Genomic DNA, 24,931 nt, shown 5'->3' on the forward strand with positions numbered 1-24,931 from the left:
AGGAGGGACGATGCGGGAGCGAGGGTCGCTGTCAGGCCCGGCGGTTCTCCCCGGGCCTAGCTAAAGAAACGCACGGCGGCGCGGCCGATGCGGCGGCGCGGGCTCGTGGTCATGGGGCCACGGTAGCAGGGTGCCGGGGGGCCGCCGCCTAGAACGGCGGCCCGAACAGCATGGTGAGGAGGAAGGCCATGACCGCCGTGTTGACCAGCGGCAGCGCGATCCGCAGCCCGCGTGGCATATTCGGGTTCTTGACCACGATGACGTTCATGAGGAACAGCAGCACCGCGAGGCCTGCGCCGACCGGAACCCAGCCCAGAGTCCACAGCACCAGCACCGCGGGCGCGAACATCGCCGCCTTCTCGGGCGCCTGGACGTGCGCACCCATCTTGAGGATCGGGGTGCCGTCGAGGCGAAGCGTCTGAAAGCCGGGGAGCACGCCGTTCGAGGTGAGCTTGGCGGTCCCGCCCTTGCGCGTGGGGATCGCCCAGTAGCCGTGGGAGCGCTTGATGATCTCGCCGTCGATCCTCACCTTGTAGAGCAGGCCCAGGACGCCGTCCACCTCGACCTTGCCCCGGGCTCCGGGGATGTCGAGCCGTCGCGTGTTCTCCATGGGTCCTCCTCAGTCCTCGGGGAGACTACCAGCCGCGGGCGGGCCGCCCGGGCGCGAGCCGGTCAGGCCTGCTGCGCGGCGGCGGACGCGTACAGGCACACCGCCGCGGCGGTGCCGAGGTTGAGGCTCTCGGCGCGGCCGTAGATGGGGATGCGCACCACCAGATCGGCGAGCGCGAGCTCGTCGGGGCGCAGCCCCCAGGCCTCGTTGCCGAACACCCAGGCGGTGGGCTGGGCCAGCGGCGCTTCCGCCAGCAGGCCCTCGCCGGAGCCGTCCGCGGCGAGCACCGTGAGCCCGGCCGCGCGCAACGCCTCGAGCGCCTCCGCGAGCGGTGCGCGGGCGATCGGCAGGTGGAAGAGGCTACCCGCGGTCGAGCGGACCACCTTCGGATTTGCCGGATCCACCGCGTCGCCGGCGAGGATCACCGCGTCGGCGCCCGCCGCATCGGCCACCCGGATCGCCGTCCCGGCGTTGCCCGGGTCGCGCACATTCGACAGCACCGCGACCAGGCGCGGCCCTGCGGCCACCACGTCGTCGAGGGACGTGCCCGTCGAGTCGAGCACCGCGAGCACGCCCTGCGCGTCGGGGCTCATCGCCGCGAGCACCTCGGGGGTGCCCACATGGACGTACAGCTCGGCGGCGAGGGCCTCGGCCGCGATCTCGGGGTGGCGTTCGGAGGCCTCGGGCGACAGATAGACGTCCCGCACCCGGGCGGCGGCGAACCGCACCGCCTCCCGCACGCCCTGGGGCCCCTCGACCAGCATCGCTCCCGCGCGGGAGCGTGCAGAACGCCCCGCGAGGGCCGCGACTCTCTTCACCCGCTCGGCCCTCGGATTCGAGAGCGTCACGGAGAGGTCAGCAGGCCCCGCGGGGCGTTCCGACATGCGGCGTCCGCGTTAGGCGGCGGGCGCGTTGACGTCGGCCGGGAGGGCCTTCTTCGCCAGGTCGACCAGCTGCGCGAACGCGGCTTCGTCGTTCACCGCGAGCTCCGCGAGCATGCGGCGGTCAACCTCGATGCCGGCAGCCTTCAGACCCTGGATGAAGCGGTTGTAGGTCATGCCGTTCGCACGGGAGGCAGCGTTGATGCGCTGGATCCACAGCTTGCGGAAATCGCCCTTGCGCTTGCGACGGTCGTTGTAGCTGTAGACGAGGGAGTGGGTGACCTGCTCCTTCGCCTTGCGGTAGAGGCGCGAGCGCTGGCCGCGGTAACCGGCGGCGCGCTCGAGGGTTGTACGGCGCTTCTTCTGGGCGTTGACCGCCCGCTTGACGCGTGCCATGTTTCAGTCTCCTTGGGCTTTCGGGGTTGGGCTTACTTGCCCAGCAGCTTCTTGATCTTCTTGCTGTCGGCGTCCGACAGGATGCCGTCGACGGCGACGCGGCGCTTGCGCGAGGAGTGCTTCTCCTCGAACTTGTGCACGTTCATGGCGCTGGCGTGCTTCACCTTGCCGGTGCCCGTGAGCTTGAAGCGCTTCTTGGCACCCGAGTGGGTCTTGTTCTTGGGCATTGCTGCCCCTCCTTATCGATCCGGCCGTGCCCTGCGGGGCTCGGCACCGTACTACCGGGCGTCTCGCGCCCGAAGCCTGTTACTCGGCCGCCGACTCCGCCGGCAGCTCGTCGGCACCCTTGGGTGCCTTGCGGTCCTCGCGCGTGGCCACCTCGGCGGCCTTGCGCTCCTCGCGCAGCTTGCGCTGCTCCTCCTTGGCCTCCGCCTTCTTCTTCAGCGGACCGAGGACGAGCGACATGTTGCGACCCTCCTGGTTAGGCGCGTTCTCCACCACGCCGAACTCCTGGACCTCCTCCGCCAGCTTCATCAGCAGGCGGCGGCCCATCTCGGGTCGAGACTGCTCGCGACCACGGAACATGATCGTGATCTTGACCTTGTCGCCGCCCTTGAGGAACCGGACCACATGGCCCTTCTTGGTCTCGTAGTCGTGACCGTCGATCTTCAGGCGGAACCGCATCTCCTTGATCTCGGTGTTCGCCTGGTTGCGCCGTGCCTCACGCGCCTTGACCGCCGCCTCGTACTTGAACTTGCCGTAGTCCATGAGCTTGACGACGGGAGGACGCGAGTCGGGCGCCACCTCGACAAGGTCGAGCTCGGCGTCCTGCGCCAGACGGAGGGCATCCTCGATGCGGACGATGCCGACCTGTTCGCCCTTCGGGCCGACAAGGCGGACCTCGGGGACTCGGATGCGCTCGTTGATGCGCGGCTCGTTGATAGCGGCTCCTTTTCGTTGCTCTGTCACAACCGCCACGCCGGCGCCTCCCCCGAAGACGGAAGAAGGCCCCTGCCCGAACACGAGCAGAGGCCACCGAGGCGCCGGCGGGCAGCCGCAGAAATGCGGCAGCCGCCGTTACCGTGACCCTGGCCCGACTGGCGGCCCGAGGGTGGGAGGTGGACTCCACTTGCGCGTTGCGACGCCTGTCGCAACCGGTCGATGGACAAGAATAGCAATCATGAGCGCGAATGACCAGGAAGCACGCCCCGAGTCCCCCGAGGACACCACCACCGCAGCGACCGGGACGGACGGCGGTGGCGCCGCGGAGGCGGCACGCGACATCGCCGACGTAGGCGCGGTGGAACTTATCACGACCGTGAGCGTTCACCTGTTGAGTGCCGCCGCGCTCAGGTGCGGGCTGGCGGAGGAGGGCGAGGAGCTCAAGGACCTCGACGAGGCGCGGACCATCATCACCGCTCTCGCCGGCCTCGTCACCGCTGCCGCGCCCGACCTCGGCGACACTCATGCACGAGTCCTACGGGACGGGTTGCGAAGCGTACAGTTGGCGTTCCGGGAAGCCTCAGCGGTCCCGGACCGGCCAGGCGAAGGGCCGGGAGAGAAGTTCACGGGGGCGGTCACGTAGTGACATCTGGGGAGGACGCGACCCGAGGCGGCACCGTCGAGGACGGCACGGCCGCCCGCGAAGCGAGCCCGCACACGGCCGACCTCCCCCGGCGCCTCCCCACGTTCCCGTTCCGCGGCGTGAACGAGGGCGTCGAACCCCTGCGCGAGAGCGTGGAGACCGACGAGCTCGCGACCGTCGCCGCCGCGAATCCAACGTTCGCCACCACCGGCGTCGAGGACGCCGACGGGCAAGCGGTCACCGGCGTCGACCGCCCGAGGTCGGCAGGCATGATCATCACGATCGCGCTCATGACCGTGCTGCTGATCGGCGCGGCCGCCCTGATCGCCTATCTCTGGCGAGTGTCGGACGCCTGGGAGGCGCAGGTCGAGGACGTCACCGGCGTCAGCTACGGGCTGGGCGAGGAGCTCGCCGCCGAGCGCGAGGCACTCGCCACCGCCCAGCAGAGCATCGAACTTCTCACCGCCCAACTCGCCGCATCGAAGGATTCCGTCTCCCGGCTACAGGCGCAGAACGCCCAGTGGGGCGACGATGCCGCGCTCGCGCAGGAGCAGATCGGCCTGCTCGAAGGCACCATCACCGACGCGACGGCGGTGGCCAACTCGTTGAGCCGATGCATCGAGGGTCACGAGCAGCTGGTGACGTACCTCAAGACGCCCGAGGACTACGACCCGACCGAGCTGGAGAGCTTCGAGACCAGCGTCACGGACCTGTGCACCGCGGCGAAGGACGCCCACCTGGCGCTGCAGCAGTCGGTGGCGCCATGATCCGCTCCCGCGTCGTCGCCGTGGCACTGGCGGCGCTCGCACTCGCCGGGTGCTCCTCGCTGCCCTCGATGCCGGACGCCCTGCCCGATGACTTCGTCCCCGCTCCGTCGTCGTCGCCCGGGGACGGGCCCGGCGCCCTGTCTCCGGACGGCTTCACCGCGGCCCAGCGGATGACGGTTCGGGTGCGCAACGTGGGCTGCGGCTTCATCTCGACAGGCACCGGGTTCGCGCTCGACGCGCACACGCTGGTCACCAACCGCCACGTCGTGGCGGACTCGAAGCGCATCACCATCACCACCTACGACGGTCGCAGCATCGACGCCACCGCGGCGTCGAGCACCACCGTGGCTGACATCGCGATCATCACCACCGAGGAGGCGATCGGCAACGCGTTCGCCCTACGCGCGCTCGAGGATCCGTTCGAGGGCGATGTGATCACGGTGGTGGGATACCCCAACGGCGGCCGGCTCACCACGTCCCCCGGCGTGGTGCTGGGTCCCACCACGGACCCGTTGGGCGGCGCGGTGGGCACCGTGCTCGCGACCAGCGCGAACGTCGAGCAGGGTTCGTCCGGCTCTCCCGTGCTCGACGAGAGCGGCCGGGTCGTGGGAGTGATCTACGCGAAGAACTTCTCGAACCAGAGCTTCATCGTGCCCATCTCCACGCTCAATACGCTGCTCAGCGAGAACGGCCTGTTCGTACCCGAGGCGAGCTGCTCGGCGCTGATCGGATCGGTGCAGTGAGCGAGACGGTCCCGGCGCCGCCTCCGCCGCGGCGCAGGACCGGACTGGCGATCGCCCTGGTGCTGAGCATCGTCGCCGTGATCGCCCTCGCCGTCCCCCTGGTCATGCTGGCCATGGCCCGGTCGACCTGGGAGTTCCAGAACGCCGAGCTGCGCACCATGGTGGGCGGTCTCACCGATCAGGTCTCCGCGCGCAACGCGCGGATCGCCGAGTTGGAGGACGCGGAGGCGCAGCTCGAGGCCCTGAAGGCCGAGTACTCGACCGCGGTCAACGACGGCGCTCAGGGCACCGAGACCGTTCAGGAGCTCGAGGACATCGTCGATGCATATCAGAGCTGCGTGGACGCGCAGGCCGAGCACTTCACGGTGCTGCGCAACGCGGATCGCTACGTCGCGTCGAGCATCGCCGAGTCGGAGGCGTCGATCGTCGACTTCTGCGACCAGGTTTCCACGGCCTACGCGGAGTTCAAGGCCAGCCGTGGCTGACGGCCGGCGCCTGGTCCGGATCACCCCCACCGTCGCTGCCGCAGCGCTGCTGGCCGCATGCGTCCCGCTCGCGCCCCCGCCGTACGCGACCCCGTCCCCGGTCGAGGTCGACGCCTCCGGGGGAGCCTCCGATGACGGCTTCACGCCTGCGGAGCGAGTCTCGCTACGGGTGTGGGCGACCACCTGCAACGCCTACCGCAACGGCACCGCCTGGATGCTCGACGAGACGCACGCGGTCACCAACCGCCACGTGGTCGAGGGCACCACGGTGGTGGAGTTGACGGACTACCGCGGCACGGTCTTCCACGGCTCATCGGCGGCGTACTCCGAGACCGACGATCTCGCGATCGTCACGATCGACGGGTCCTTTCCCGACGCCGCCGCGGTCGCCGAGGCCGAGCCCGTGGTCGGAGAGCCGCTGACAGTGACCGGATACGCGCTGGGCGGCCCGCTCGCCACGCTCACGGGACCGTACGTGGGGCTGCGCGACAACCAGTTGGACCCCGGCGGAGCGCAGGTGTACTTCATCGAGGTGCCGGCGCGGGAGGGCAACTCCGGATCACCCGTCACGGACGCGGACGGGGAGGTGGTGGGCGTGGTCTTCTCCTCCGACGGCGAGGACTTCGCGGGCGCGGTCACCCTCGAGCGGCTGCGGGCCTTCCTGAGGGACGATGCGGAGCGCACCGCGGTCGACACGTCCTGCGGCTGACGCCTGGTCAGACTTGAGCGAGCCTCAGCTCGAGGCTGTCGATCCGCTGCGCCACCACGCTCGACTGCGCGAGCTGCCGCTGGACGCGCTCGATCACGGCGTCGACCTCGGGCTGCGTGAGGCCGGCCACCAGCCGCAGCACCACGGTCACCTCGGCGCCCTGTCCGGGCGCCGTCTCGACGGCGCGCAGCGCATCGTCCAGGTACACGGCCGCGGTCACGGCGTCCTGCACGTCGTCCGCGACCACGCCGTCCACCACGGCCGGCCTCCACGGTTCGCCCTGTCCGATCGCCCAGACCGCCGGGCGCGGCACCAGCACGGTCTCCATGCCCGGATTGAGCACCATCGCGCTCCAGCCCTCGGCCACCGCCGCGAGGGCCGCCCGCGGACCCTCGGCGGGGATCGGGCGGGCGCGGTCGCTCCACGCCTTCATGGCGTCGACGTCGGTGAAGATGGGCAGCGCCTTGCGACCGTCGGGCATCTCGACGGCGACCACACCGGTCGAGGCGACCTCGTCCTGCTCGAACCCGTGCTTGCCCACGTGGCGCTGCTCCCCCGCCGCCATCACGGGGATCAGGACGCGCGCATAGGCCAGGGCGTCGACCACGTCGGTGAGCGACGTCTTGCCACGCGAGAACCGGATCAGCGCCTGCGCGAGGCGCGCGTCCGCACTGCCGTCGTCGTCCGAGAAGATCGACTCCGGGATCTCCCTCATCGGATCCTCGTCGTTCATGAGGCCAGCGTAGCGATGGCCGCCGACGTGGACGAGGAGCGCGAGACGAAGATCACTCCACGGGACGATCCCGCGAACCGCCGCGCCCCCCTGTGAGGCCTCGCCCTAGGGACGTCCGGCGACATCGAGCGCCTCGGGCAGCGTGAAGTTGCCGTTGTAGAGCGCCTTGCCCACGATCGCACCCTCGATCCCCTGCGGGGTGAGGGTGCGCAGCGCCGCGATGTCGTCGAGCGAGCTGATGCCGCCCGAGGCGACCACGGGAGCGTCCGTCGCCGCGCACACCTGAGCAAGCAGTTCGAGGTTCGGGCCGGAGAGCATGCCGTCCTTCTTGACATCGGTGACCACGTAGCGCGCGCAGCCGGCGGCGTCGAGGCGTGCCAGCACCTCCCACAGGTCGCCGCCGTCGCGGGTCCAGCCCCGTCCCGCGAGCGTGGTGCCGCGCACGTCGAGGCCCACCGCGATGCGGTCGCCGTGACGCGAGATCGCGCTGGCGGTCCACTCGGGGTTCTCCAGCGCGGCCGTGCCAAGGTTCACCCTCGCGCAGCCGGTGGCGAGCGCGCGCTCGAGCGACGCATCGTCGCGGATGCCACCGCTCATCTCGACCTTGACGTCGACGGCCCTCACCACGGCCGCGAGCAGGTCCGCGTTCGAGCCGCGCCCGAAGGCAGCGTCGAGGTCCACGAGGTGGATCCACTCCGCGCCACCGTGGACCCAGTCGAGCGCCGCCGCCAGCGGGTCGCCGTAGCCGGTCTCGGAGCCGGCCTCGCCCTGGGTGAGGCGTACGGCCTGGCCATCGGCCACGTCGACGGCGGGCAGGAGCTCGAGGCGGGGGGTGTCGGTCATCGGTGGGGTCCTCTCAGACGGTGGGGACGATGCGGTGGCGGGCGACGCTAAAGCGTCGCGACCCAGTTGCGCAGCAGGTGCAGGCCCGCCTCGCCGGACTTCTCGGGGTGGAACTGCGTGGCGCTCAGCGGTCCGTTCTCGACGGCGGCCACGAAGCGGTCCGCGTCGCGCTCCGGCCCCGCGGTCGACCACGTGAGGCGCGGTGCCGCGAGGCGCCCCGTGTCCTCGGAGACGCCCAGAGGGAACTCGCGCGCCGCGTAGGAGTGGACAAAATAGAAGCGCTCGTCCTCGACGCCGGCGAACAGGGCGCTGGTCTCCGGAGGCTCGACCGTCGCCCAGCCCATGTTGGGCACCACCGCGGTCTGCAGCCGTTCGACGGTGCCCGGCCACTGGTCGAGGCCCTCGGACTCGACGCCGTGCTCGACGCCGCGCGCGAACATCACTTGCATGCCCACGCAGATGCCCAGCACCGGCCGGCCGCCGGCGAGCCGCCGTCCCACGATCTGGTCGCCGCGCGCCTGCCGCAGCCCGGTCATGACGGCCTCGAACGCGCCCACGCCGGGCACCACGAGTCCGTCCGCGTTCTCGGCCACGGCGCGGTCCGCGGTGAGCGACACGCGGGCGCCGACGTGCTCGAGCGCGCGGGTGGCGGAGCGGACGTTGCCGAAGCCGTAGTCGAAGACGCACACCGAAGGCTGGGCCATCAGCTTTCCGCCCTGCGGATCTCCTTGGTCTCCGCGAGCAGCTCGCGGTAGGCCTTGAAGCGTCCGATCTTGGTGCTGTGGACCTTGTCCGGGTGCGTGAGCGCCACCTGGTCGATGGTCTGCGCGCCGGTGATGATCGTGGTGACCACCCCGGGCGCGTCCGCGAGAGCCAGCCCCGGAGAGAGCTCGCGCACCGGTGTTGAGCCCTTCCACACGTCCACGCGCACGGTGCCCCCACGGTTCGCGATCACCAGGAACTCGGCCTGCTTGACGAACGCCGAGACGGTGCGCGCCGAGCGCTGCGTCGCCTCCGGGCTCGCGTCGGCCAGCACGGCCATGGGCCCGGCGCTGGTCTCGAGCACCGTCGCGTCGACCTTGTTGAACGCGCACAACGCCGTGAGGAAGCGGGGTCGTGGCAGCGGCGTCATGATGACCGCGATGTCCGGCGCCGGGGCGTCGGGCCGCGGCGGTGCGCCTTCGGTCACAGCGCGCCCTTGGTCGAGGGGATGCCCTGCACGCGCGGGTCGAGCGTGACCGCGAGGCGCAGCGCCCGCGCCAGAGCCTTGAACTGCGCCTCGACGATGTGGTGCGGGTCGCGGCCGGCGAGCACCCGCATGTGCACGCAGATGCCGGCGTGGTGCGCGATCGACTCGAGGGCGTGGCCCGTGAGCGAGCCCGCGAAGTTGCCGCCAATCAGGTGCGTGGCCTGACCCACCGGCTCGCCGACGTGGACGAAGTAGGGCCGCCCTGACACGTCGACGACGCACTGAGCCAGCGCCTCGTCCAGGGGCACCAGGGCGTCGCCGAACCGGGAGATGCCCGCCTTGTCGCCCAGCGCCTTGCGCAATGCCTCACCGATGCAGATCGCCACGTCCTCGACGGTGTGGTGCGAGTCGATGTGCACGTCACCCGTGGCCTGGACCCGCAGATCCATGAGCGAGTGCTTGCCGAGGGCGGTGAGCATGTGGTCGTAGAACGGCACCCCGGTGGAGATCTCCGTGCGGCCCGATCCATCGAGGTCGAGCTCGACGAGCACCGATGACTCGCTCGTGGTGCGCTCGATGCGTCCAGTGCGGCTCATGCCGTGACCTCCAGCAACGCGCTGCGGAACAGCGCCATCTCCTGTGGCGTGCCGATCGACACGCGCAGCCAACCTTCGGGTCCCGTGACGCGGATGAGCACACCTCGCGCGAGCAGACCCCGGAATACCCTCTCACGATCCTCGAACGGCCCGAACAGCGCGAAGTTCGCGTCCGTGTCCGCGACGGTGTAGCCCTGCCGCCGCAGCCACGCGACGGTCTCGTCGCGTTCGGCCCGGATCTCGTCGACCTGCGCCTGCAGCACGCGGTGGTGGGCGAGCGCGGCGCGGGCCGTCGCCTGCGTCACGGAACTGAGGTGGTACGGGAGCCGCACCAGGCGCAGCGCGTCAATGACGGGCTCGTGCGCCACCAGGTAGCCGAGCCGGCCGCCGGCCATCGCGAACGCCTTCGACATCGTGCGGCTCACTGCGAGGTTCGGGTACTCGGGGATCAGACTCGCGGCGCTCGGCACGCCGCGGCGGCGGAACTCGGCGTATGCCTCGTCGATCACCACCAGGCAGCCGCCGGGGACCCGGTCCGCGGCCTCCGCCAGTGCGCGCACCTGGTCGAGCGGCAGCGCCGTCCCCGTGGGGTTGTTCGGGCTGGCGACGATCACCATCACGGGCGCGATGTCGCGGATGGCCGCTGCGGCGGCCTCGATGTCGAGCGTGAAGTCCTCGCGCCGCGGCAGGGTGACGAACTCGGTGATCGTGTCGCGGGCGTACTCCGGATACATCGAGTACGTGGGCGCGAAGCTCAGCACGGTGCGACCCGGCCCGCCGAACGCCTGGTGGAGGTGGAGCATGACCTCGTTGGATCCGTTGGCGGCCCACACGTTGCGCGGCTCGAGGAAGTCGACGTGACTCTCGGCCGCCAGGTATCGCGCGAGGTCCTGGCGGAGACCCAGGAAGTCGCGGTCGGGATAGCGGTTGAGGCCGTGCGCCGCCGTGCGCACCGCAGAGGCGATCGCGTCCGCCACCGCGTCGGGCGGCGAGTACGGATTCTCGTTGACGTTGAGGCGCGCGGTCACGTCCAGCTGGGGCGCGCCGTACGGCTCGAGCCCCTGCAGGTCCGGGCGGATCGGCAGAGTCATGGGGAGAAGTCTAGTGAGCGCGAGGCGTGGATCGTCCCCGCGCCAGGGTCACACCTGACCCGTGAACGTGAGCACCAGCAGCGCCGCATTGAGCGCCACGATGAGCGCGACCACGGTCCAGGCCACCGCCTGCGTGGTCCGCGTGTTGGCGTGCTCTCCCATCAGGCGACGATCGGAGGTGAGCCGCACCAGCGGGATCACGGCGAACGGGATGCCCACGCTCAGCACCACCTGTGAGATGACGAGCGCCCAGGTGGGGTTGGCGCCCGCGCCCAGGATCACCAGCGCCGGGATGAGGGTGATCGAGCGGCGGATCCACACAGGGATCCGGCGGTGGAGGAGGCCGCCCATGATCGCTGCCCCCGCGTAGCAGCCCACCGACGTGGAGGCGAGGCCCGAGGCCAGCAGGCCCACGGCGAAGGCGGCGGCGATGATCGGGCCCAGCGCGGACTCGATGGCGGAGTAGGCGCCCTCGATCGAGTCCGTGCCCCCCACCCCGCGTAGGCTGCCGGCCGCCAGGAGCAGCATCGCGATGTTGACGGAGCCGGCGATCACCAGGGACAGGCCCACATCCCACTTCGTGGCCTTCAGCAGGTGGAGCAGGCGCTTCTTGTCGTGACCTACGCCGTGACGGTCGCGCGAGAGCGAGCTGTGGAGATAGATCACGTGCGGCATCACCGTCGCGCCCAGCATCGACGCGGCGAGAAGGACGGTGCCCGGGCCGTCGAAACGCGGCAGCAGGCCGCCCGCGGCCTCGGCCCAGTCCGTGTGGGACACGAACAGCCCGGCCACGAATCCGACCGCGATGACGCTCAGCAGCCCGATGATGACGAACTCGAAGTGGCGCTGCCCGCGCCGCGACTGCACCATGAGCAGCACCAGCGACACCACTCCCACGATCAGGCCGCCCAGCACCAGCGGAATGTCGAAGAGCAGGTACAGCGCGAGCGCGCCGCCGATGACCTCCGCGAGGTCGGTCATGGCGGCCACCACCTCGGCCTGCGCCCAGTACGCGAGCCGGCCGCGGCGGCCCAGCCGGCCCCGCAGCAGCTCGGGCATCGAGTGCCCCGTCACGAGCCCCAGCTTCGCCGAGGTGTACTGGATGAGCACCGCCATCATGTTGGACGCGACCAGCACCCAGACCAGGAGGTAGCCGTGCTGCGCGCCGGCGGTGAGATTGGCGGCGACGTTGCCGGGATCCACGTAGGCGACCGCGGCGACGAAGGCCGGGCCGAGCAGGGTGACGATGCGGCGGATCGGACCTCGCTTGCGCGGCATGCGCTCGCGGTTCCGTTCGACCAGTGCGTTCGACACCCGCCTCGCCCCTTCCTCGGCGCCGAAGGATCGCCACGTTGGCGCCGACGCACAAAAGTTAGGCTAACCGAACTTCTGGCGGTGGCGGCACAGTGGCGTATCGCCGTCCGTGCATCGCCGTATCCGCGCCATGGATGGCGACGGTGTCGGAGCCGAAACCTAGGATCGAAGCCATGCCCGCCCCCACTGTCACCGATCCCGGCGCCCTTCGCGCGGAGGCGGAGTTCGCGCTCCGCTCGCTCGTGGGTCGCGAGGACGTCTCCTTGCGCGAGGACCAATGGACGGCGATCTCGGCGCTCGTCGAGCGCCGGTCCCGGGCCCTCGTGGTCCAGCGCACGGGGTGGGGCAAGTCCGCCGTGTACTTCGTGGCGACCGCCCTGCTGCGAGCCCGCGGCGCCGGTCCCACCGTGATCGTGTCTCCCCTGTTGGCGCTCATGCGCGATCAGATCGGCGCCGCGGCGCGCGCCGGGATCCGCGCCGTGACGGTGAACTCCGCGAACGTCACCGAATGGGACGCGGTCCACGCGGCCATCGCCGCGGGCGAGGTCGACGTGCTGCTGTGCTCGCCGGAGAGGCTGAACAACCCCCAGTTCCGCGACGAGGTGCTCCCCCGGCTCGCCGCCGATGCCGGCCTCGTGGTGATCGACGAGGCGCACTGCATCTCGGACTGGGGCCACGACTTCCGCCCGGACTACCGCCGGATCCGGACGCTGCTGGCGGACCTCCCTGCGGGCATCCCCGTGCTGGCGACCACCGCCACCGCCAACGCGCGCGTCACCGCGGACGTCGCCGAGCAGCTCGGGGTGTCGGGCGCGACGGAGCGCGGCGGCCCGCCCGACCAGGTGCTGGTCCTGCGCGGAGGTCTCGACCGCGAATCCCTGCACCTGGCGGTCCTGCGCCTGCCCGACCCAGCCGCGCGGGTCGCGTGGCTGGCCGGCGCGCTGCGCGACATGGAGGGCTCCGGCATCGTCTACTGCCTGACGGTGGCGGCCGCCGAGGAGGTGGCGTCCCGCCTGCGCGCCGCCGGGCTCGACGTGGGCGCGTACACGGGCCGGACCGAGCCCGCCGAGCGCGAGCGCCTCGAGCAGGACCTCAAGCAGAACCGGGTCAAGGCTCTGGTCGCCACCTCCGCGCTCGGCATGGGCTTCGACAAGCCCGACCTCGCATTCGTGGTGCACCTGGGGGCACCGGCCTCGCCCATCGCGTACTACCAGCAGGTCGGGCGTGCGGGCCGCGGCGTGTCGAGGGCGACGGTGGTGCTGCTGCCGGGGACCGAGGACCGCGCCATCTGGGACTGGTTCGGCTCCCAGGCGTTCCCACCCGAGGCGCAGGTGAGGGCCGCCCTCGCCGCCCTCGAGGCGGATCGCGCCACCTCCGTCGCCGCCCTCGAGACGCGGGTGGACCTGCGGCGATCTCGCCTCGAGGCGATGCTCAAGGTCCTCGACGTCGACGGCGCCGTGCGCCGGGTCGCCGGGGGGTGGATCGCGACGGGCGCGCCCTGGAGGTACGACGCGGACCGATACGCGAGGGTGGCACAGACCCGCACCGCGGAGCAGGGCACGATGCTCGAGTACGAGACCACCGACGGCTGCCGGATGGAGTTCCTGCGGCGGGTGCTGGACGATCCGGACCTCACGGAGGGCTGGCGCTGCGGGCGGTGCGATTCGTGCGGCGGCGTGACACTGCCCGCGGCGCCGGACGAGGATTCCGTCGCCTCCGCGCGTGCCGGCATGGACCGCGTGGGGGTCGAGATCACGGCGCGCCGCCAATGGCCTCCCGGACTCGACACCCTTGGCCTTGCCCTCCGAGGGCGCATCCCGGCGGACGAGCAGGCGGAGCCCGGCCGCGCGATCGCGCGAATGGACGGGCTCGGCTGGTCGGGCGCCCTGCGCGACCTGCTCGAGCGGCGCGACGGCGACGGAGAGCCGTTCGACGGCGAGACGCCGGTGGCGCTCCGCGGCGCCGCGGTGCGGGTGCTCGAGGATTGGGACGAGCTCTGGACCGGGACGGGCGCCGAGCGTGTCACCGCCCTGGACGGCGTCGTGGGGGTGCGCTCGGCCACGCGTCCCCTCCTGGTCGACCACCTGGCGTCGGGGCTCGCCCGCTACCTGGGGGTGCCGCTGCTGGGCGCGGTGTCGCCCGGCGCCGGCCACGCCGGGCCGGACCGTCACGACGTCAACTCGGCGCAGCGGCTCGCGGGCGTGGCGCGGCGCCTCACCCTCGAGCCGGCGGAGGGCCCGGAGTCGCTGGCCGGACGCACCGTGCTGCTGGTCGACGACCTCACCGACTCGGGCTGGACCCTCGCCGTCGCGGCCCGGTTGCTGCGGCGTGCGGGCGCACGCGCGGTGCACCCGTTCGTGCTGGGGGTTCGCTGAGCGGTGGATCAGTCCTTGAAGCGCGCGCTGATCGCCTCGCCGTGCGCGGGCAGGTCCTCGGCGTGGGACAGCGCGATCACCTTGTCCCCCACCGCTCCGAGCGCATACGCGCCGTAGTCGATGTAGGACACGGCCTTGAGGAAGCTGGCGACGTTCAGTCCCGACGCGAAGCGGGCCGTGCCGCCCGTGGGCAGCACGTGGTTCGAGCCCGCCAGGTAGTCGCCCAGCGGCACCGGGGAGTACGGGCCGATGAAGATGGCGCCCGCGTTGCGGATGCGATCGGCCACAGCGTGGGCGTCCCGCGTCTGGATCTCGAGGTGCTCCGCTCCGTACGCGTCCGCGACCGCGATGGACTGGTGGATGCCCGAGGTCAGTATCGTCGCGCTCTGGCGGCCCCCGAGCGCCGTGAGGACGCGTTCGCGGTGCTTGGTCGCGGAGGCGGCCAGGCCCAGCTCGCGGTCCACCGCATCGGCGAGCTCGACCGAGTCCGTGATGAGGACGGAGCCCGCCATCGGGTCGTGCTCGGCCTGGCTCAGCAGGTCGGCCGCGACGTAGCGCGGGTCGGCGTGCGCGTCCGCGATCACGGCGATCTCCGTGGGGCCCGCCTCGGAATCGATGCCCACCAGCCCGTGGACGGCGCGCTTCGCTGCCGCCACGTACACGTTGCCCGGCCCCGTGATGACGTCCACGGGGTCGCACAGGCCGTCGACTCCGAGCGCGAGCATGGCGACCGCCTGGGCGCCGCCGACGGCATAGACCTCGTCCACGCCGAGCAGCGCGCACGCCGCGAGGATGGTGGGGTGCGGGAGCCCGCCGTGGTCCTTCTGGGGTGGGCTCGCGACGGAGATGGACGGCACGCCGGCGGCCTGGGCCGCGACCACGTTCATCACCACCGAGCTGGGGTACACGGCGAGGCCGCCCGGGACGTAGAGGCCCACCCGGCCCACCGGGATCCACCGCTGGCTCACGCGCGCGCCCGGGGCGAGCTCCACGCTCACGGGCGGCGGAACGGTGGCCTCGTGGAAGTGCCGGACCCGCCGGATCGCCTCCTCCAGCGCCGCACGCACCTCCTCCGTGAGGGAGTCGAGCGCCTCGTCGATCGCATCGAGAGGGACCCGGAGGTGCTCGGGAGTCACCCCGTCGAACCGTGCGGCGAGCGCGCGAAGCGCGTCGGCGCCGCGGCGGCGGACGTCCTCGATGATGGGCTCGACCGCGGCGAGCGCGCCCGCCACGTCGAGGTCGGCGCGCGGCACCACGTCCCGCAGTTCACGTGGGGTGAGGTCCTGCTCGCGCAGGTCGATCCTGGTCAGCACGCCCTCGATTCTACCGACCGCGCACGGCCGTTCCCTCACCGCGTCGGGGTGCGGGTTCGCAGCGATCAATACGTCGGGGCAGGGGCGAGCCCGAAGAAGTCCTCGAGCGTCGTGACACCCCGGCTGCGCATGGCTACGGCGATGTCGACGCCCACGTACCTCAGATGCCAGGGCTCGTAGATGTATCCCGTCACCGACTGCTCTCCCTCGGGGTAGCGGACGATGAAGCCGTAGTCGGCGCCGTGAGCCGCCACCCAGCGGCCGGCGGCGCGGTCGCCGAAGCAGCCCTTGAGGGTGCAGCCGGACCCGTCGGTGACGTCCGCGGCCCACCCGGTCTGATGCTCGGAGTACCCGGGACGCGCGGAGAACGTGTCCGCGGTCGCACGTCCGGAACGGCTCACGTAGCCGGCGTAGAGGCTCGACTGGGTCGCGTAGGAGCGGTACCCGGAGGACAGCCAGAAGTCGGCGCCGGCGGCCTTGGCCGCCGCGTGCATGCGCGACATGGCATCGGCGGCCTCGCGGCGCATGGTCGCGGTTCCCGCGACGCCCGCGGGGTGGACAAGATCGGCCGGCGCGTAGCGCGTCGGGTCGAGCGGCCGGCGCTTGTTGACCACCACGCAACACGACGATGCGTCGTCGATCGAGCAGGGCCAGGCCGTGTCCCATGCGACGGAGGTCGCATACCCAGCCTTCGACAACTGGACCCTCAGCGAGACGCGCTGTCCGGCATCGTCCGCCGTGTAGGTGTAGTACTTCGAGGTCGCCCCGGAGACCTTGGAGCCGCCCACGTACCACTGGTACGAGACCCGCGCACCCGACGGCGACACCGCCCCGACCCAGGCTCGCAGCTCGGTCCCGGCGATCAGCGTGCCGCCGATGCTGGGCGCCTTTCGCGTGAAGGAGGGCAGCGTGATGACCGACTCGCCGTTCGCCCACCTCACGGAGGTTTCATGGCCGTCCGCGGCGAGCTGCACGCGCACGGAGACACGATGGCCGGCGTGCTCCGCGGTGGGCGTCAGGTACTTGCCCGTGGCGCCGGGCACCCTGTCACCGCCCACGTACCACTGGTAGCGGACGTCCACCGCGGAGGGCGAGGTGGCCCCCACCCACACCACGAGCGGCGATCCGACCTCGAGTTTGCCGCCGATCTGGGGGGTTCGCCGCTCGATGGCCGGGAGCGGCGCGCTCGCCTCGGCACCCAGCCCGTGGTGTGCTGCGCGAACATCCGCGCCAGCGGGAAGGGACGATGCGGCCGCCGCCGGAGCGATCGCCAGCGCCAGGGCGCCCGTCAGCGCGAGCGCCGCGCGCGCCCACGCCCCCAGGCCGCCAGTCATGGGCTCACGTTATCCTCGGCGTAGCGTCTGCCACCAGGGGCGTGCCGTGTGCTCCCGACAAGGGCCGCGTCATGGCCCCGCGGCTCGCCAAGTGTCGTGGAAACGTGACGGTCGCGGCGACCCGCCCGTCACGCTCCCTGGAGGCAGCTGGGACCCAGCGCGGCCTTGAGGTCGCCGTACAGCGCGGAGGACCTCGACACCCGGAACTCGTCGCCCAGGCGCATCGTCAGCGGCTTCTCCGGTCCCGTCAGCACCATGCGCACCTCGATCGAGCCCGGGTGCGAGCGCAGGATGCCCTTGACCTGCTCCACCAGCGGCGGCGTGACACGCGCCGCGGGCAGGGTGATCGCCACCGGCGACGTGTCCTGCACGTTGACGTTCGGGATGCGCAGGTCCACGGCCGAGAACTGGAGGCCGCCGTCGCCGCGTTCGCGGCACCGCACCTTGATCGCCACCACCGCATCGTCCGCCAGGTCGCGGGCGAACGTCTCGTACGTCTTCGAGAAGAAGGACACCTCGGTCTCGCCGGTCATGTCCTCGAGAGTCACGATCGCGTAGGCGTTGCCGGACTTGGCGATGCGGCGGTCGACGCGGGTGACCAGCCCGGCGAGCACGATCTGCGCGCCCTCCTGGACGCCGTGGGCGGGCGTGGCGTTGAGGATCTGGTGCGTCGCCTCGGATCGGATCACGTGGTCCAGACCCGACAGCGGGTGGTCCGACACGTAGAGCCCCAGCATGTCCCGCTCGAAGTTGAGCTTGGTCTTCTTGTCCCACTCCTCGAGCGTGGGCACCTCGACCGTCACTCCCCCACCCAGGTCCGCGAGGTCGGCGAACAGGTCGAACTGTCCCGTCGCCTCCTGACGCTTGACGCCGATCACCGAGTCGATCGCCTGCTCGTGCACCGCGTTGAGCGCGCGTCGCGAGCTGCCCGTGGAGTCGAAGGCGCCGGACTTGATGAGCGAATCGATGGTGCGCTTGTTGCAGACCGTGGCGGGCACCTTGTCGAGGAAGTCGGCGAAGGACACGAACGCGCCCTTGTCCTGCCGCGTCCGTACGATCTCGGCCACCACATTCGATCCCACGTTACGCACCGCCGTGAGCCCGAAGCGGATGTCCTTGCCCACGGCGGAGAACGTCGCCACGGACTCGTTGACGTCCGGCGGCAGCACGGTGATGCCCATGCGGCGGCACTCCGCGAGGTAGAGCGCGGACTTGTCCTTGTCGGTGCCCACGGAGGTGAGCAGCGCGGCCATGAATTCGGTCGGGTAATGGGCCTTGAGGTAGGCAGTCCAGAACGAGAGCACGCCGTAGGCCGCGGTGTGAGCCTTGTTGAACGCGTAGTCCGCGAACGGGACCATGATGTCCCACAGCGCCTGGATCGCCCCGAGCGAGTAGCCGCGCTCGAGGGCACCGTTCTTGAAGGGCTCGAACTCCTTCGCCAGCACCTCGGGCTTCTTCTTGCCCATCGCACGGCGCAGCAGGTCGGCGGCGCCCAACGTGTAGCCGGCGACGATCTGCGCGATGCGCTGCACCTGCTCCTGGTAGACGATGAGGCCGTAGGTGATGCCCAGCACCTCGCGCAGCGGCTCTTCCAGCTCGGGGTGGATGGGCACGATCGGCTGGCGGCCGTTCTTGCGCTCGGCATAGTTGATGTGCGAGTTGGCGCCCATCGGACCCGGGCGATAGAGCGCGAGCACGGCGGAGATGTCCTCGAACGTGTCCGGCTTCATCTGCCGCAACAGGGACCGCATCGCCACGCCGTCGAGTTGGAACACGCCGAGCGTGTCGCCGCGGCCGAGCAGGTCGAAGGCGGCCTCATCCTCGAGGGGCAGGTCCTCGAGCACCAGCGGGTCCTTGCCGTTGCCCACGATGTTCTCCAGGGCGTCGTCGAGGATGGTGAGGTTGCGCAGCCCCAGGAAGTCCATCTTGATCAGGCCCAGCGTCTCGCAGGTGGGGTAGTCGAACTGCGTGATGACCGCGCCGTCCTGCTCGCGGCGCATGATCGGGATGATGTCGATGAGCGAGTCGCTCGACATGATGACGCCGGCCGCGTGCACTCCCCACTGACGCTTCAGCCCCTCCAGGCCCTCCGCGAGCTCGAACACCTGCTGGGCGTCGGGGTCTGACTCGAGCAGGGCGCGAAAGTCCTGGCCCTCGTTGTACCGCGCGTGCTCCGGGTCCTTGACCCCCACCAGCGGCATGTCGCGCCCCGTCACGGCCTCGGGGTACGCCTTGGTGAGCTGCTCGCCCAGCGAGTAGGGCTTGCCCAGCACCCGCGTCGAGTCCTTGAGCGCCTGCTTGGCCTTGATGGTGCCGTAGGTGACGATCATCGACACCTTGTCCTGGCCGTACTTGTCGGTGACGTACTGGATGACCTCGCCGCGCCTGCGCTCGTCAAAATCGATGTCGAAGTCCGGCTTGGACTCGCGCTCCGGGTTGAGGAAGCGCTCGAAGTACAACTGGTGCACGATCGGGTCGAGGTCCGTGATCTTCATGGCGTAGGCGGCCATCGACCCGGCGCCCGAGCCGCGGCCCGGTCCCACCCGGATCCCGTTGTCCTTGGCCCACTGGATGAAGTCCGCGACCACCAGGAAGTAGCCGGGATAGCCCTTGTCCGCGATGACCTCGATCTCGAAGTTCGCGCGCTCCTGGACGTGCGCGGGAATCTCGCCGCTGTACCGGTCCAGCAGCCCCTTCTGCACCTCTTTGACGAACCAGGAGTGCTCGTCCTCGCCGGGTGGGCAGGCGAACACCGGCATGTAGTCGGCCTTGGTGTTGAACTCGACCTCGCACTGCTCGGCGATGGCGAGCGTGTTGGTGAGCGCCTCCGGGTGCTCACCCCAGATGCGCCACATCTCCTCCGCGGACTTCACGTAGTAGCCGTCGCCCGAGAACGCGAACCGCTTGCCGCCGTTGTCGTAGGTAGGCTCGCTGAGCGTCGAGCCGGACTGCACGCACAGCAGCGCCTCGTGGGCCGCGGCGTCCTCGCGGCGCGCGTAGTGGAGGTCGTTGGTGGCGACCAGGGGCGCGCCGATCGCCTTCGAGATGCGTAGCAGATCCTGGTAGACCCGCTTCTCGATGTCGAGCCCATGGTCCATCAGCTCGACGTAGTAGCTGTCCTTGCCGAAGATGTCCTGGAACTCGGCGGCCGCCTTCAGCGCCTCCTCGTACTGGCCCAGCCGCAGCCGCGTCTGCACCTCGCCCGACGGGCAGCCCGTGGTGGCGATGATCCCCTTCGCATAGCGCTGGAGCAGCTCGCGGTCCATGCGCGCCTTGTAGAAGTGGCCCTCAAGCGACGCGTAGGACGCGAGCCGGAAGAGGTTGTGCATGCCGCCCGTGTCACGCGCCCACATCGTCGCGTGGGTGTATGCGCCGCCCGAGCTGACGTCGTCGCTCTCCTGGCCGCGCTCGCCCCAGCGGACGCGGGTGCGGTCCCCCCGGGCGGTGCCCGGCGTGAGATAGGCCTCGAGCCCGATGATCGGCTTGATTCCCGCCGCCTTGGCCTTGGACCAGAACTCGTAGGCGCCGAACAGGTAGCCATGGTCCGTGGTCGCCATCGCCGGCTGCCCCAGCCGCTGGGCCTCCGTGAACAGGTCGCCGATCCGGGCCGCACCGTCGAGCATCGAGTACTCGGTGTGGACGTGGAGGTGGACGAAATCCTGGCCGGGCATGGAGTCGATTCTAGGAGCCGCCACCGACGCCGGGAGCCGCCACGCGGGCACGCCGCCCGGGCATCGGCGTGTCGGCGGCAAGTCGCGCGTCACACCCGTCGCACGCGTCTCACCGGTCGCCCACGGGGACGATGCGCGCCGCAGGGCGGTGCGGGCGTCTGCGGCGCGAGGACGCTAGCCGCTGGCGCGGACGTAGGGATACTCGGTGATCTCCTGGGTGATGTACAGGCGGTCCTCGCCCCGGAGATCGGCCAGGTCGTCGATCCACGTCCATCCGGAGACGGCTCCGGCGGGGCAGTAGATGAGCTCGGCGCCGCTGTCGGAGGGGTAGCCGTCGACGCCCGCGCTCCAGCACTCGCCGATGCTCGGTGAGTCGTCGTAGTCGGCAGCGGTGAGCCCGCGGGGATCGCCGTCGTAGGGGATGGACTGCGGGTATACGTATGCGGGTGGGTGGGAGTCCTCGGACCTCACCTCCGGGAGGACTATCTCGACACAGACCTCGCTCCAGTCCTCCGGATACGTCGTGCACCAGCGGCCTTCGACGTCGACGAGCGAGGGAGCCGCGTCCGGAGATGGAGCGGGAGCCGCGGTCGCGGTCGGGCTGGGCACGCGGGTCGGCGTCGTCGACGGCGAGGAGACGTCCGAGACCGCGGGCCCCGACGTCTGGGTCGGCGAGGGTGCCGGGCCCACGGGCCCGCAGCCCGCCGTCAGCGCCGCGAGCGCGCCTGCCGCAAGAGCGACCACGTCACGACGCATGCTTGCTGGTCGACGGCTCACCCGCTCCCCCTTCCACGCACCGAAGTATCATATTTGCCAGCCACGGGGCCTCGCAGCCGCCACGCGCGGCACGGACCACCGTGACCGCCGCGGCCGCAATGCTTGGGAAGATGCGTAGTCGGGCCCCGCGAGCAACATTCGGATCACGCGCGGGTCCGAGCCGTCCCTGGCTCTTGCGAGAATGTCCCTGTGACCGATCCCACCCGCCCCGGGCGTGCGCGGCGCCCCCGGCGGGGCGCATCGTCCCGCACCCCGCGCGTGAATCCGCGAGCCCTCGAGCAGGCGGCGGCACGTGCCGCCGTCGAGGTGCCGACGATCACCTATCCCGCCGAGCTGCCCGTGTCCGCGCGACGCGAGGACATCGCGGCGGCGATCCGCGATCACCAGGTGGTGATCGTCGCCGGCGAGACCGGCTCCGGCAAGACCACTCAGATCCCCAAGATCTGCCTCGAGCTCGGGCGCGGCCGCGCCGGCCAGATCGGGCACACCCAGCCGCGCCGCATCGCCGCGCGCGCGGTGGCGGAGCGGATCGCGGAGGAGCTGGGCACGGAGCTCGGCGGCATCGTCGGGTATCAGGTGCGGTTCACCGACACCTCCTCCGCGAGCACGCTCGTCAAGGTGATGACGGATGGGATCCTGCTCGCGCAGATCCAGCGTGACCCGGACCTGCTCGCGTACGACACGCTTATCGTCGACGAGGCCCACGAGCGCAGCCTGAACATCGACTTCCTGTTGGGCTACCTCACCAGCCTTCTCCCCCGCCGTCCCGACCTCAAGGTGATCATCACCTCGGCCACCATCGACTCGGAGCGCTTCGCCCGCCACTTCGCCCGCGGCGGGCCCCTGCCCCCTCCCGAGGACGCGGACGATGCGCCCGCTCCCGACCCGCGGAGCGCGCCCGTGGTCGAGGTGACCGGGCGCACGTACCCCGTCGAGGTTCGCTACCGCCCGCTCGAGGGCGAGGCCGCGGGCGAGGAGAGGGACCTCGTGGGCGGGATCGTGGACGCGTGCGACGAGCTCATGGGCGAGGGCGACGGCGACATCCTGGTGTTCCTGTCCGGCGAGCGGGAGATCCACGACGCGGCGGATGCCCTGGAGGGCCACCTGGGCGAGCGCGCCCGCGACCCGCGCCACCCGCGCCGGGTCGAGATCCTCCCGCTGTACTCGCGGTTGTCCTCCCACGACCAGCACCGGGTTTTCGAGCGCCACTCCGCGCGGCGCATCGTGCTCGCCACCAACGTCGCCGAGACCTCGCTCACGGTCCCCGGCATCCATTACGTGGTCGACCCGGGCAGCGCGCGCATCTCGCGATACTCCAAGGCGACGAAGGTCCAGCGACTGCCGATCGAGCCGATCTCGCAGGCCAGCGCAAGCCAGCGGTCCGGCCGGGCGGGACGCCTCGCCGACGGCATCGCCATCCGGCTGTACTCCGAGGAGGACTTCGACGCGCGGCCCCCGTTCACCGAGCCGGAGATCCTGCGCACGTCCCTCGCCGCCGTGCTGCTCCAGATGATCAGCGTGGGTGTCGCCTCCTCGCCCGACGACGTGGCGCGGTTCCCGTTTGTCGAGCCGCCCGACACGCGGGCGATCCGCGACGGCGTGCAGCTGCTGACCGAGCTCGGGGCGATCGCCGCCGGGACCGGCGGGCGCACCGCGCTCACCGACGTGGGCCGCTCGCTCGCGCGCCTGCCCATGGACCCGCGGCAGGCCCGCATGATCGTCGAGGGCGCCCGCCACGGCGTCGCGCGCGAGGTCGCCATCGTCGCCGCCGCCCTCACCATCCAGGATCCGCGCGAACGCCCCACCGAGCGACGCGAGGAGGCGGACCTGCAGCATCGGCGGTTCGCGGACCCCGCCTCGGACCTGATCTCCTACCTCAACCTCTGGGAGTACCTGCGCGAACGCCAGCACGAACTGTCGGGCAACGCGTTCCGGCGGCTGTGCCGCGCGGAGCACCTCAACTACCTTCGCGTGCGCGAGTGGCAGGACCTGGTTCAGCAGATCCGGGACGCCGGCAAGGCGCTGGGCATCGCGATGGTGCATCGGCCGCCCGAGCCGGCCACCTCGGAGGACGGCTCCGCCACCTTTCGGCACGTGTGGGACGAGGACGCGATCCATCGGTCGATCCTCGCGGGCCTGCTGTCGCAGATCGGGGCGCAGGACGTGCTCCAGCTCAAGGCGTCGAGCTTCACGCACCTCAAGGGCGAGGCCCGGGCCAAGGAGATGCACCGCGCCCGCAAGCGCGCCTCGAACGAGTACCTGGGGACGCGCGGGATGCGCTTCGCGATCAACCCCGGCTCGCCGCTCGCGAAGAAGCCGCCCGAGTTCGTGATGGCCGCGGAGCTGGTCGAGACCAGCCGCCTGTGGGCCCGCGACGTGGCGCGGATCAAGCCCGAGTGGGCGGAGGAGCTCGCCGGCGACCTCGCACGCCGCGTCTACTCGGAGCCGCACTGGTCCACGCGGCGTGGGGCCGCGATGGCGACGGAGAAGGTGCTCATCCACGGCGTGCCCATCGTGGCCGACCGCCCGGTGCTGTGGGCGAAGGTCGATTCCGTCGACGCCCGCGACCTCTTCATCCGCCACGCCCTGGTGCAGGGCGAGTGGGCCACCCACCACGCGTTCTGGACGGCGAACCAGCGCGTGCTCGAGGAGGCCGCCGACGTCGAGGCGCGCTCGCGAACGCGGGGCGTCATCGCGGACGAGGACACGCTGTTCGCCTTCTACGATGCCCGCCTGCCGGAGGACGTGGTCTCGGCCGCCCACTTCGACCGCTGGTGGAAGAACGCCCGCCGCGCGACGCCGGACCTGCTCACCCTCACGCTCGAGGAGCTGGTGCCCGCCGACGTCGCCGTCGATCCCGCCGCCTTCCCCGACTCCTGGCCGCAGCTGGACCTCGAACTGCCGCTCACCTACCAGTTCGAGCCCGGCACGGACGCGGACGGCGTCACGGTGCACGTCCCGCTGGGCGTGCTCGCACGCGTGCTTCCCGACGGCTTCGACTGGCTGGTGCCGGGAATGCTGCCCGAGCTGGTGACCGCGACCATCCGCGCCCTGCCCAAGCCGGTGCGGCGCCTCCTGGTGCCGGCGCCGGACGCCGCGCGCGACATCGTCGCTTGGCTCGACGCCCACATCCCCGCCTGGGCGGACGTGGCCCGGGCCGGCGACATGGCCGAGTCCTTCCGTGGGGCGTTCACGCGCGCCGTGCGCGACCTGCGCGACGTCGAGGTGCCGGACGACGCGTGGGACGGCCTCGACGAGCGCCTCCCGTCTCACCTGCGCATGACCTTCCGCGTGGTCGAGACCGACGGCCGCCGCCAGAGCGTCCGCGGCGAGTCGCACGATCTGGTGCTGCTGCAGCGCACGCTGGCGGCGCAGGCGGAGACGGCGGTGCGGTCGGCCGTGCAGCGCGCGGCGGACGCCGCCCGGCGACGGGACGATGCGGCACAGCCGGCGGCATCGCACGGACCGGCCGCGGAGGGTCGGGCGGGCACACGGCTCACCGCCGCGACGCTGGCCGAG

Annotated in this window: 23 protein-coding genes; 7 read left to right on the top strand and 16 right to left on the bottom strand. The window is 71.3% G+C overall.

Going from position 1 to position 24,931, the window contains the following annotated elements:
• Positions 1-148: 148 nt before the first annotated feature.
• From Q0L54_RS03900 to infC, 5 genes are all read right to left on the bottom strand, one after another.
• The gene (locus Q0L54_RS03900) at positions 149-610 is read right to left on the bottom strand and encodes a hypothetical protein (protein WP_296665639.1); all 462 of its coding nucleotides are present in this window, start codon (positions 608-610) and stop codon (positions 149-151) included.
• A gap of 62 nt (positions 611-672) precedes the next feature.
• The gene (locus Q0L54_RS03905; RefSeq protein ID WP_296665640.1) at positions 673-1,494 is read right to left on the bottom strand and encodes an RNA methyltransferase; all 822 of its coding nucleotides are present in this window, start codon (positions 1,492-1,494) and stop codon (positions 673-675) included.
• 12 nt (positions 1,495-1,506) lie between these two features.
• A complete protein-coding gene (gene rplT / locus Q0L54_RS03910) occupies positions 1,507-1,887 on the bottom strand; it encodes a 50S ribosomal protein L20 (protein WP_296665641.1) in 381 nt (126 codons plus the stop codon).
• Positions 1,888-1,919: 32 nt separating this feature from the next.
• A complete protein-coding gene (gene rpmI, locus Q0L54_RS03915) occupies positions 1,920-2,114 on the bottom strand; it encodes a 50S ribosomal protein L35 (protein WP_296665642.1) in 195 nt (64 codons plus the stop codon).
• A gap of 79 nt (positions 2,115-2,193) precedes the next feature.
• Complete coding sequence (gene infC / locus Q0L54_RS03920) at positions 2,194-2,865, bottom strand: translation initiation factor IF-3 (RefSeq protein WP_296665643.1); 672 nt, start codon at positions 2,863-2,865, stop codon at positions 2,194-2,196.
• Between the two features lie 202 nt (positions 2,866-3,067).
• Here infC and Q0L54_RS03925 point away from each other — a divergent pair, with 202 nt between their 5' ends.
• From Q0L54_RS03925 to Q0L54_RS03945, 5 genes are read left to right on the top strand one after another with little or no spacing between them, the layout of a single operon-like run.
• On the top strand, positions 3,068-3,472 hold the full coding sequence (locus Q0L54_RS03925) for a DUF1844 domain-containing protein (protein ID WP_296665644.1): 405 nt from the start codon (positions 3,068-3,070) through the stop codon (positions 3,470-3,472).
• Entirely contained in the window at positions 3,472-4,239 is a 768-nt protein-coding gene (locus tag Q0L54_RS03930) for a hypothetical protein (protein WP_296665645.1), read from the top strand. Before Q0L54_RS03925 ends, Q0L54_RS03930 begins: the two co-directional genes overlap by 1 nt.
• Entirely contained in the window at positions 4,236-4,982 is a 747-nt protein-coding gene (locus tag Q0L54_RS03935; protein ID WP_296665646.1) for a serine protease, read from the top strand. Before Q0L54_RS03930 ends, Q0L54_RS03935 begins: the two co-directional genes overlap by 4 nt.
• Positions 4,979-5,467, top strand: coding sequence for a hypothetical protein (locus Q0L54_RS03940; protein ID WP_296665647.1), 489 nt, complete (start codon positions 4,979-4,981; stop codon positions 5,465-5,467). The genes Q0L54_RS03935 and Q0L54_RS03940 overlap by 4 nt, the downstream gene beginning before the upstream one ends.
• Positions 5,460-6,176, top strand: a complete 717-nt coding sequence (locus tag Q0L54_RS03945; RefSeq protein WP_296665648.1) for a serine protease — start codon at positions 5,460-5,462, stop codon at positions 6,174-6,176. Before Q0L54_RS03940 ends, Q0L54_RS03945 begins: the two co-directional genes overlap by 8 nt.
• Before the next feature lie 7 nt (positions 6,177-6,183).
• Here the strand turns inward: Q0L54_RS03945 and Q0L54_RS03950 are convergent, their stop codons facing one another.
• The 7 genes from Q0L54_RS03950 to Q0L54_RS03980 all read right to left on the bottom strand — a co-directional run bounded on the left by Q0L54_RS03950 (position 6,184) and on the right by Q0L54_RS03980 (position 11,942).
• A complete protein-coding gene (locus Q0L54_RS03950) occupies positions 6,184-6,909 on the bottom strand; it encodes an SseB family protein (RefSeq protein WP_296665649.1) in 726 nt (241 codons plus the stop codon).
• Positions 6,910-7,014: 105 nt separating this feature from the next.
• Entirely contained in the window at positions 7,015-7,752 is a 738-nt protein-coding gene (gene priA / locus Q0L54_RS03955) for a bifunctional 1-(5-phosphoribosyl)-5-((5-phosphoribosylamino)methylideneamino)imidazole-4-carboxamide isomerase/phosphoribosylanthranilate isomerase PriA (protein ID WP_296665650.1), read from the bottom strand.
• Positions 7,753-7,799: 47 nt separating this feature from the next.
• Positions 7,800-8,456, bottom strand: coding sequence for an imidazole glycerol phosphate synthase subunit HisH (gene hisH, locus Q0L54_RS03960; RefSeq protein ID WP_296665652.1), 657 nt, complete (start codon positions 8,454-8,456; stop codon positions 7,800-7,802).
• Positions 8,456-8,941: a hypothetical protein gene (locus Q0L54_RS03965; protein WP_296665654.1), complete on the bottom strand. Its 486-nt coding sequence runs from the start codon at positions 8,939-8,941 to the stop codon at positions 8,456-8,458. The genes hisH and Q0L54_RS03965 overlap by 1 nt, the downstream gene beginning before the upstream one ends.
• Complete coding sequence (gene hisB / locus Q0L54_RS03970) at positions 8,938-9,537, bottom strand: imidazoleglycerol-phosphate dehydratase HisB (protein ID WP_296665655.1); 600 nt, start codon at positions 9,535-9,537, stop codon at positions 8,938-8,940. The genes Q0L54_RS03965 and hisB overlap by 4 nt, the downstream gene beginning before the upstream one ends.
• Positions 9,534-10,628: a histidinol-phosphate transaminase gene (locus Q0L54_RS03975; protein ID WP_296665656.1), complete on the bottom strand. Its 1,095-nt coding sequence runs from the start codon at positions 10,626-10,628 to the stop codon at positions 9,534-9,536. Before Q0L54_RS03975 ends, hisB begins: the two co-directional genes overlap by 4 nt.
• Before the next feature lie 48 nt (positions 10,629-10,676).
• On the bottom strand, positions 10,677-11,942 hold the full coding sequence (locus tag Q0L54_RS03980; protein WP_296665657.1) for an Nramp family divalent metal transporter: 1,266 nt from the start codon (positions 11,940-11,942) through the stop codon (positions 10,677-10,679).
• 173 nt (positions 11,943-12,115) lie between these two features.
• Between Q0L54_RS03980 and Q0L54_RS03985 the strand changes: the two genes are divergently transcribed.
• On the top strand, positions 12,116-14,317 hold the full coding sequence (locus tag Q0L54_RS03985) for a RecQ family ATP-dependent DNA helicase (protein ID WP_296665658.1): 2,202 nt from the start codon (positions 12,116-12,118) through the stop codon (positions 14,315-14,317).
• A gap of 8 nt (positions 14,318-14,325) precedes the next feature.
• Here the strand turns inward: Q0L54_RS03985 and hisD are convergent, their stop codons facing one another.
• From hisD to Q0L54_RS04005, 4 genes are all read right to left on the bottom strand, one after another.
• The gene (hisD, locus tag Q0L54_RS03990) at positions 14,326-15,630 is read right to left on the bottom strand and encodes a histidinol dehydrogenase (protein WP_296665659.1); all 1,305 of its coding nucleotides are present in this window, start codon (positions 15,628-15,630) and stop codon (positions 14,326-14,328) included.
• Positions 15,631-15,695: 65 nt separating this feature from the next.
• Positions 15,696-16,964: a D-alanyl-D-alanine carboxypeptidase family protein gene (locus Q0L54_RS03995; RefSeq protein ID WP_296665661.1), complete on the bottom strand. Its 1,269-nt coding sequence runs from the start codon at positions 16,962-16,964 to the stop codon at positions 15,696-15,698.
• 128 nt (positions 16,965-17,092) lie between these two features.
• Entirely contained in the window at positions 17,093-20,635 is a 3,543-nt protein-coding gene (gene dnaE, locus Q0L54_RS04000) for a DNA polymerase III subunit alpha (protein WP_296665662.1), read from the bottom strand.
• Between the two features lie 174 nt (positions 20,636-20,809).
• Positions 20,810-21,391, bottom strand: coding sequence for a hypothetical protein (locus Q0L54_RS04005; RefSeq protein ID WP_296665663.1), 582 nt, complete (start codon positions 21,389-21,391; stop codon positions 20,810-20,812).
• Positions 21,392-21,670: 279 nt separating this feature from the next.
• On the opposite strand from Q0L54_RS04005, the gene hrpA reads away from it, so the two are divergent.
• Positions 21,671-24,931, top strand: a 3,261-nt coding sequence (hrpA, locus tag Q0L54_RS04010; RefSeq protein WP_296665664.1) for an ATP-dependent RNA helicase HrpA, incomplete at its 3' end; no start/stop codon positions are given.

Source organism: Demequina sp., from assembly GCF_024642165.1.
GTDB lineage: Bacteria > Actinomycetota > Actinomycetes > Actinomycetales > Demequinaceae > Demequina.

Coding starts and splice junctions, on each gene's coding strand:
- rpmI (WP_296665642.1), bottom strand. CDS start 2,114: ATGCCCAAGAACAAGACCCACTCGGGTGCCAAGAAGCGCTTCAAGCTC.
- Q0L54_RS03985 (WP_296665658.1), top strand. CDS start 12,116: ATGCCCGCCCCCACTGTCACCGATCCCGGCGCCCTTCGCGCGGAGGCG.
- dnaE (WP_296665662.1), bottom strand. CDS start 20,635: ATGCCCGGCCAGGATTTCGTCCACCTCCACGTCCACACCGAGTACTCG.
- hisH (WP_296665652.1), bottom strand. CDS start 8,456: ATGGCCCAGCCTTCGGTGTGCGTCTTCGACTACGGCTTCGGCAACGTC.
- hisB (WP_296665655.1), bottom strand. CDS start 9,537: ATGAGCCGCACTGGACGCATCGAGCGCACCACGAGCGAGTCATCGGTG.
- Q0L54_RS03925 (WP_296665644.1), top strand. CDS start 3,068: ATGAGCGCGAATGACCAGGAAGCACGCCCCGAGTCCCCCGAGGACACC.
- Q0L54_RS03900 (WP_296665639.1), bottom strand. CDS start 610: ATGGAGAACACGCGACGGCTCGACATCCCCGGAGCCCGGGGCAAGGTC.
- Q0L54_RS04005 (WP_296665663.1), bottom strand. CDS start 21,391: ATGCGTCGTGACGTGGTCGCTCTTGCGGCAGGCGCGCTCGCGGCGCTG.
- Q0L54_RS03995 (WP_296665661.1), bottom strand. CDS start 16,964: ATGACTGGCGGCCTGGGGGCGTGGGCGCGCGCGGCGCTCGCGCTGACG.
- Q0L54_RS03905 (WP_296665640.1), bottom strand. CDS start 1,494: ATGTCGGAACGCCCCGCGGGGCCTGCTGACCTCTCCGTGACGCTCTCG.
- priA (WP_296665650.1), bottom strand. CDS start 7,752: ATGACCGACACCCCCCGCCTCGAGCTCCTGCCCGCCGTCGACGTGGCC.
- rplT (WP_296665641.1), bottom strand. CDS start 1,887: ATGGCACGCGTCAAGCGGGCGGTCAACGCCCAGAAGAAGCGCCGTACA.
- Q0L54_RS03950 (WP_296665649.1), bottom strand. CDS start 6,909: ATGAACGACGAGGATCCGATGAGGGAGATCCCGGAGTCGATCTTCTCG.
- Q0L54_RS03935 (WP_296665646.1), top strand. CDS start 4,236: ATGATCCGCTCCCGCGTCGTCGCCGTGGCACTGGCGGCGCTCGCACTC.
- Q0L54_RS03975 (WP_296665656.1), bottom strand. CDS start 10,628: ATGACTCTGCCGATCCGCCCGGACCTGCAGGGGCTCGAGCCGTACGGC.